This is a genomic window from Pseudomonas sp. OTU5201 (genome assembly GCF_038440135.1).
Classification (GTDB): Bacteria; Pseudomonadota; Gammaproteobacteria; order Pseudomonadales; family Pseudomonadaceae; genus Metapseudomonas; species Metapseudomonas resinovorans.
In genome coordinates this window covers 22,295-29,081 of sequence record NZ_JASATC010000056.1, presented here as the reverse complement: position 1 = coordinate 29,081, position 6,787 = coordinate 22,295, and the positions used below count along the sequence as shown (strand labels likewise).

Annotated in this window: 5 protein-coding genes; all 5 read right to left on the bottom strand. The window is 65.3% G+C overall.

The annotated features are described in order from the left end of the window. Window positions 1–186 precede the first annotated feature (186 nt). Complete coding sequence (locus AAHM40_RS24640; RefSeq protein WP_342247030.1) at window positions 187–1,440, bottom strand: ABC transporter substrate-binding protein; 1,254 nt, start codon at window positions 1,438–1,440, stop codon at window positions 187–189. A 167-nt stretch (window positions 1,441–1,607) separates the two neighbouring features. Further along, the gene (locus tag AAHM40_RS24635; protein ID WP_342247029.1) at window positions 1,608–3,023 is read right to left on the bottom strand and encodes an ATP-binding protein; all 1,416 of its coding nucleotides are present in this window, start codon (window positions 3,021–3,023) and stop codon (window positions 1,608–1,610) included. Between the two features lie 4 nt (window positions 3,024–3,027). After that, a complete protein-coding gene (locus tag AAHM40_RS24630; protein WP_028630341.1) occupies window positions 3,028–3,759 on the bottom strand; it encodes a response regulator in 732 nt (243 codons plus the stop codon). 114 nt (window positions 3,760–3,873) lie between these two features. Next, the gene (locus AAHM40_RS24625; RefSeq protein ID WP_342247028.1) at window positions 3,874–4,848 is read right to left on the bottom strand and encodes a glucokinase; all 975 of its coding nucleotides are present in this window, start codon (window positions 4,846–4,848) and stop codon (window positions 3,874–3,876) included. Continuing rightward, window positions 4,845–6,671, bottom strand: coding sequence for a phosphogluconate dehydratase (gene edd / locus AAHM40_RS24620; protein WP_342247027.1), 1,827 nt, complete (start codon window positions 6,669–6,671; stop codon window positions 4,845–4,847). Before edd ends, AAHM40_RS24625 begins: the two co-directional genes overlap by 4 nt. Between the last annotated feature and the right edge of the window lie 116 nt (window positions 6,672–6,787).

The window sequence follows — 6,787 nt, the reverse complement described above, 5'->3', positions numbered from 1 at the left end:
CCCCGCGCCCCCGGGGGGGGGGGGGGGGGCCCCCCCCCACCACAAGCGGGCGCCAGACCTCCCTCACCCCCGGCCCCTCTCCCGGAGGGAGAGGGGAGAAAATCGAGGCGCGGCCGGTCCCTTGGCGCCGGCCGGCACCCTCGAAATCAGTCGGGATGGAAAGGGCCGCTCAGGCGGCCCGACCGCTTACTGCACCGCTTCGATCGCGGCAGCCAGTTGCTGCGCGGCCTTCTTCGGGTCGGCGGCGGGGTCGTTGAAGAAGTTGGTCACCACGTCGAACACCGCACCCTGCACGTAGCTGGAGGCGGCCATACCGTGGGCCAGGCTCGGCTGCAGGCCGTCGCCCGCCGCCGCTTCCTTGAAGTCCTTCATGGACTGCTGGGCGCAGGCGTCGAAGCTCGACATGTCCTGATCGAGGCGAACAGGGATGGAGCCCTTGTTCTGGTTGAAGAACTGCTGGAACTGCGGCTCGAGCACAGTGCGCGCCAGGTCGTTCTGCGCCTGGATGTTCGCTTCGTCCTTGAGCCTGAACATGGCCAGGGAGTCGATGTTGTAGGCGAAGCTGCCCTGGGTGCCGGGAAATGGCAGGCACTGGTAATCCTTGCCCGCCACCTTGCCGGCAGCGCTCCACTCGCTCTTGGCCCAGTCGCCCATGATCTGCATGCCGGCCTTGCCGTTGATGACCAGCCCGGTGGCGCTGTTCCAGTCACGGCCAGCGGCGTCGGGGTCTACGTAGCCGCGCAGCTTCTTCAGGGCAGCGAAGACTTCCACCATCTTGTCGCTGGTGAGGGTCGCCTTGTCCTGCAGGACGAAGGCCTTGTGGTAACCCTGCGGGCCGAGAATGCTGAACACCAGATCTTCGAACACGGTGCCGTCCTGCCAGGGCTGGCCACCGTGGGCGAGCGGGATGAAGCCGGCAGCCTTGAGCTTGTCGGCGGCCGCGAAGAATTCGTCGAGCGTGGTGGGCGGCGTCGCGCCGGCCTTCTGGAAGACCTCGGGGTTTATCCACAACCAGTTGACCCGGTGCACGTTGACCGGCACCGCCACGTAATGGCCGTCGTATTTCATGATGTCTGCTACCTGCTTGGGCAGCAGCGAATCCCACTTGCCTTCGCTGGAGACCTCATCCAGTTCGGCCAGCAGACCCAGCTCGCCCCACTCCTGGATATCCGGCCCCTTGATCTGCGCGGCAGACGGCGGGTTGCCGGAGACGGCTCGGGTCTTCAGCACGGTCATGGCGGCCTCGCCACCACCACCGGCAACGGCGAAATCCTTCCAGGTGTGGCCTTTCTCTTCGACGAGTTTCTGCAGGGTATCGGCGGCACGCTTCTCGCCACCGGACGTCCACCAATGCAGGACTTCCACTTCGCCGGCGAGGGCGGACAAGGGGAACAGGGAGGCGAGGGAAACGACAGCGGCCAGGCGGGAGATGGCATTCATGGACGGGGATACCTTCTTGTTTTTATGACTGTGCAAGTCGGTGCTTGCGCTTGCCTGCAGTCTAACCACGGCCTTCAAGCCCGCGGGTAACAAAGGGATAGTCGATGGTCACGGGGTGGTTACAAAACTCGGGCTGACTCCCTCTCCCGAAGGGAGAGGGGGGAAAATCAGGCCTGCCTTGGCAACCACAGTGTCACCCGCAAGCCGCCTTCACGCAGATTGCGCAGGCTCAGTTCTCCGCCATGGCTGTGCGCCAGATTCCGCGCGATGCCCAGCCCCAGCCCGTAGCCCTGCGTATGGCCGGCCAGGCGGAAGTGCGGCTCGAACACCTGCTCCAGCTTCTGCTCCGGCACGCCGGGGCCTTCGTCGTCCACATGCAGCACGAAGGCATCGTCGCTGTCTTCGATCTGCAGGTGCGCGCGCTCGCCGTATTTCAAGGCGTTGTCCACCAGGTTGCCGATGCAGCGACGCAGGGCCAGGGGCTTGCCGGGGTAGGACGCACTTGCCTCCCCTTCGAGCGTCACCTGGCCGGAGCCGAGGTAGGGCTCGATCAGCCCATGCAGCAGGTGATTGAGGTCCACCGGCTCGATGTTCTCGTGGATGTCGGTGTCCTTCACGCACTGCAGCGCGCCCTTCACCAGCAGTTCCAGTTCATCCAGGTCGCGGCTGAACTTGGCCTGCATTGTCTCATCCTCCAGCAGCTCTACCCGCAGGCGCAGTCGGGTGATGGGAGTACGCAGGTCGTGGGAGATTGCACTGAATAACTGGCTGCGCTCGCTGAGGTAGCGACTGATGCGTTCGCGCATGCTGTTGAAGGCGCGACTCACGTCGGCCACTTCGCTGCCGCCGGCCTCTTGCAGGGGTTCCACTTCCGCCCCCAGGGACATTTCCCGCGCGGCCCTGGCCAGGCGCTTCAGCGGCCGGCTCTGCCAGTGCACCAGCAGGCCGATGAACAACAGCAGGAACGAGCTGGTGAGGATGATGAACCAGAGCTGCTGGGTGGGCAGGCCCTGGTCTTCCAGCGTGGCGTAGGGCTCGGGCATCAAGGATGCGAGGTACAGCCATTCGCTGGGCCCGATCTGGATCTGGGTGACCAGGATGGGCGGATTCACCGGTTCCAGGGTCAGCGCGTAGTGCGCCCAGGAGCGCGGCAGTTCGTCGAGCTTCAGCCCGCTGTTGAAGATGCGCAGATCGTCCGGATTGACGAAGTGCAGGGACAGGTCCACCTGCTTGCCCAGCCGTTCGCGCAACACCGCTTCCACCTCGTCGAGCACCGCGCGCTTGCGCGGGGTTTCCGGCAGCACGCGCATCTCCAGCGGCTTGTCGTTCAGCGAAACAAAGAAGCGCGTGCCGCCCATGGAGCGCAACTGGTCGAGCACCATGGGGCGGTAGCCGATGGGCAGCGAACGGATGTAGCTGACGCTGGCGACCATGGATTGCGCCAGGCTGCGGGCGCTGGTGAGCAGGCCTTCCATCTGACTGGCGCGCAGTTGCGAGACCCAGATGACGCTGGACAACGCCTGGGCCAGCAACACCACCAGCAGGGTGAGAAACAGCATGCGCCCGAGTAGCGAGCGCGGCATCAGCCTAAGCATGGTGGTGCGGCGTCACCTGCGCCGCCAGCAGGTAGCCCGCGCCGCGCACGGTACGGATCAGCCGTGGCGCCTTGCCCGTGTCGCGCAGGCGTTGACGCAGGCGGCTGACTGCCATGTCGACGATGCGCTCCAGGGGCATCACCTCGCGGCCACGGGTGGCGTTGGCGATGGTGTCGCGATCGAGGATCTGCTGCGGGTGATCGAGGAAGAGCTTCAACAGGGCGAAGTCGGCGCCGGAAAGGATCACCTCCTCGCCGTCGAGGTGGAACAGGCGATGGCTGATCATGTCCAGACGCCATTCATCGAAGGCCAGCACCTCGACCACCGCACGCTCCTGACCGAAACCGACACGACGCAACAGGGCCTTGATCCGCGCCAGTAGCTCGCGGGGACTGAAGGGCTTGCCGAGGTAGTCGTCGGCGCCCAGCTCCAGGCCGATCACGCGGTCGGCCTCGTCGGAGCTGGCGGTGAGCATGATGATCGGCACCTGCGCGAGGCGCTGATGGGCTCGCACCCAGCGACACAGGCTGAAGCCGTCTTCGTCGGGCAGCATCACGTCGAGTATCACCAGGTCCGCCGCCTCTTCACCCATGGCACGACGGAAGCCGTCGCCATCGGCCACGCTGCGTACCTGGAAGCCGGCGCGGCTGAGGTAGGTTTCTAGCAGTTCGCGAATCTCCTGGTCGTCATCCACCAGGAGAATGGATTTTCCGGATTGGCTCACAGTGGCCGTCCTTTGTTGTTCTGATCAAACACGGGTGATACGAGGTGCCGGTAGGATGGGTCGGGCGGCGTTCCGCGAGCCTGCGAAACCCATCGCTGGGGTTGATGGGCTTCGCTACGCTCTACCCATCCTAAGGAATAACGCCTGTTGCAGGGCGACGCCGGCGCCTTCCAGGCCGGGGTATTGAGCTGTCACCAGCCACACGGGGATGCCTTCGAAGTAACCGCTCATGCAGCCCTTGCTGGCGAAGGCGCGGGCGAAGCCGCTGTTCTGGAAGAAGGCTGCGAAGCGCGGCACCACGCCGCCGACTATATACACGCCGCCACGGCCGCCAAGGGTCAGCACGTTGTTGCCCGCGACCCGGCCAAGCCAGCCGCAGAACAGCTCCAGCACTTCTTCAGCCAGCGGGTCGCCCGCCAGCGCCGCCGCACTCACTTGCGCAGGCGAAGCCAGGCGCGGTGCATGACCATCCACCGCACAGACCGCGCGATAGAGCTGCAGCAGGCCGTTGCCACTGAGCACGTGCTCGGCGCTGACATGACCAAGCTGGCGGTGCAGTTGCTGCCAGAGGGTTGCCTCGCGCAGGTTGCCCACCGGCAGGTCGACATGTCCGCCCTCCCCCGGCAACGCCTTCCAGCGCCCGTCGCCCAGTGGCAACAGGGTGCCGACGCCAAGGCCGGTGCCAGGACCGATCACCACCGCCGGACTGTCCGGGTCGGCGACGCCGGGACAGATCTGCAGCTTTTCGTGCTCGCGCAGGCGGGTCATGCCCAGGGCCATTGCTGAGAAGTCGTTGATCAGCAGCAGCTCATCCACCTGCAAGGTGCGGCAGAAAGCCGAACGGCTCAGGCGCCAGCGATTGTTGGTGAAGCGGAAGTGCTCGCCACTCACGGGCCCGGCCACCGCCAGGCAAACGGCACCCAGGCTACCCAGCGCCAGGCCGAGGCCGGCTAGGTAGTGACTGATGGCCTGTTCCGGCCCGGCGAAGTCGGCGGTGGCCAGCACGCGCACCGACTCCAGTTTTTCGTCGTGCCAGAGGGCGAAGCGCGCATTGGTACCGCCAATGTCTCCGACCAGCGCCAACTTCACTTCAGGCTCTCCAGGTTGCGGGTGAAGGCACTGGCGCCCTGCTCGGCGCTGCTGAAGGACTCGCGCATGAAGGCAAAGAGTTCGCGCCCCGTTCCGACGTTCGCTTCGAGGTCCCAGGGTGCCAGCTCGCGGGCGGCGAACTCGGCGGCATCCACCACGACTTCCAGGGTGCCGGTGGTGCCGTCTACGCGTATCAGGTCGCCGTCGCGCACCCGTGCCAGCGGCCCGCCGTCGAAGGCTTCCGGGCAGACGTGGATGGCTGCAGGAATCTTGCCAGAGGCGCCGGACATGCGCCCGTCGGTGACCAGGGCCACCTTGAAGCCACGGTCCTGCAACACACCAAGGAAGGGGGTCATCTTGTGCAGTTCGGGCATGCCGTTGCTGCGCGGGCCCTGGAAGCGCATCACCGCCACCAGGTCGCGATCCAGCTCACCGGCCTTGAAGGCATCGGCCAGCGCCTGCTGGTCGTGGAAGACCCGCGCCGGGGCCTCGACCACCTGATGCTCCGGTGCCACGGCGGACACCTTCATCACGCCTCGGCCGAGATTGCCCACCATCACGCGCAGACCACCTTCCGGCGAGAAGGGTGTAGAAACCGGGCGCAGGATGGATGTGTCCAGACTCTTGCCCGAACCTTCGCGCCATACCAGCTTGCCGTCTTCCAGGAACGGCTCCCGGGTGTAATGGCGCAGGCCACGCCCCATGACGGTGTTGACGTCTTCATGGAGCAGGCCGGCATCGAGCAGCTCGCGCACCAGGAAGGCTACACCGCCCGCGGCGTGGAAGTGATTGATGTCGGCGTTGCCGTTGGGATAGACGTGGGCCAGCGTCGGCACCACCTCGGACAGGTCAGCCATGTCCTGCCAGGTGAGCTGGATGCCCGCCGCCTGGGCGATGGCGGGCATGTGCAGGGTGTGATTGGTGGAACCACCGGTGGCGTGCAGGGCGACGATCGAGTTGATCAGCACGCGCTCGTCGACGATGTCGCCAATGGGCGCGAACTGTCCGCCCTGCTTCGTCAGGCGGGTGACCTGGCGCGCCGCCTCTACGGTCAGCGCCTCGCGCAACGGGGTATTCGGATTGACGAAGGAAGCGCCGGGCAAATGCAGGCCCATCACTTCCATGAGCATCTGGTTGGTGTTGGCGGTGCCGTAGAAAGTGCAGGTGCCGGGGCTGTGGTACGCCTTCATTTCCGACTCCAGCAGCTCGTCGCGGCTGGCCTTGCCCTCGGCGTAGCGCTGGCGCACTTCGGCCTTTTCCTTGTTCGGCAAGCCCGACGGCATGGGCCCGGCCGGCACGAAGATCGAAGGCAGGTGGCCGAAGCGCAGCGCGCCCATCATCAGGCCGGGGACGATCTTGTCGCAGATGCCGAGGAACAGTGCCGCATCGAACATGTTGTGCGACAGCGCCACCGCGGTGGACATGGCGATCACTTCGCGGCTGGCGATGCCCAGCTCCATGCCCGGCTCGCCCTGGGTGACGCCATCGCACATGGCTGGCACACCGCCGGCCACCTGGCCCACCGAGCCGATGTCGCGCAGGGCCTGGCGGATTTTTTCCGGGTAGTCCTCGTACGGCTGGTGGGCCGAGAGCATGTCGTTGTAGGCGGTGACGATGGCCACGTTGGCTGAATCCATCAGGCGCAGGCGCTGCTTGTCGACGCTACCGCAACCGGCCACGCCATGGGCGAAGTTGGCGCATTGCAACTTGCCGCGCTGCGGCCCATCGCTGGCCGCCTTGTGAATCATCGCCAGGTAGCGCTCGCGGGTTGCGCGGCTGCGCTCCACCAGGCGTTCGGTTACCTCAAGTACGCGGGGATGCATGGATTCGACTCCAGGTAGCGGGTGAATTTGTTTTTATACAAACCACAATACTGCCAATTCGATTAAAAATTCACTAGGCAATGCAAAATATTTTGTTATTACAACAACAAAATCAA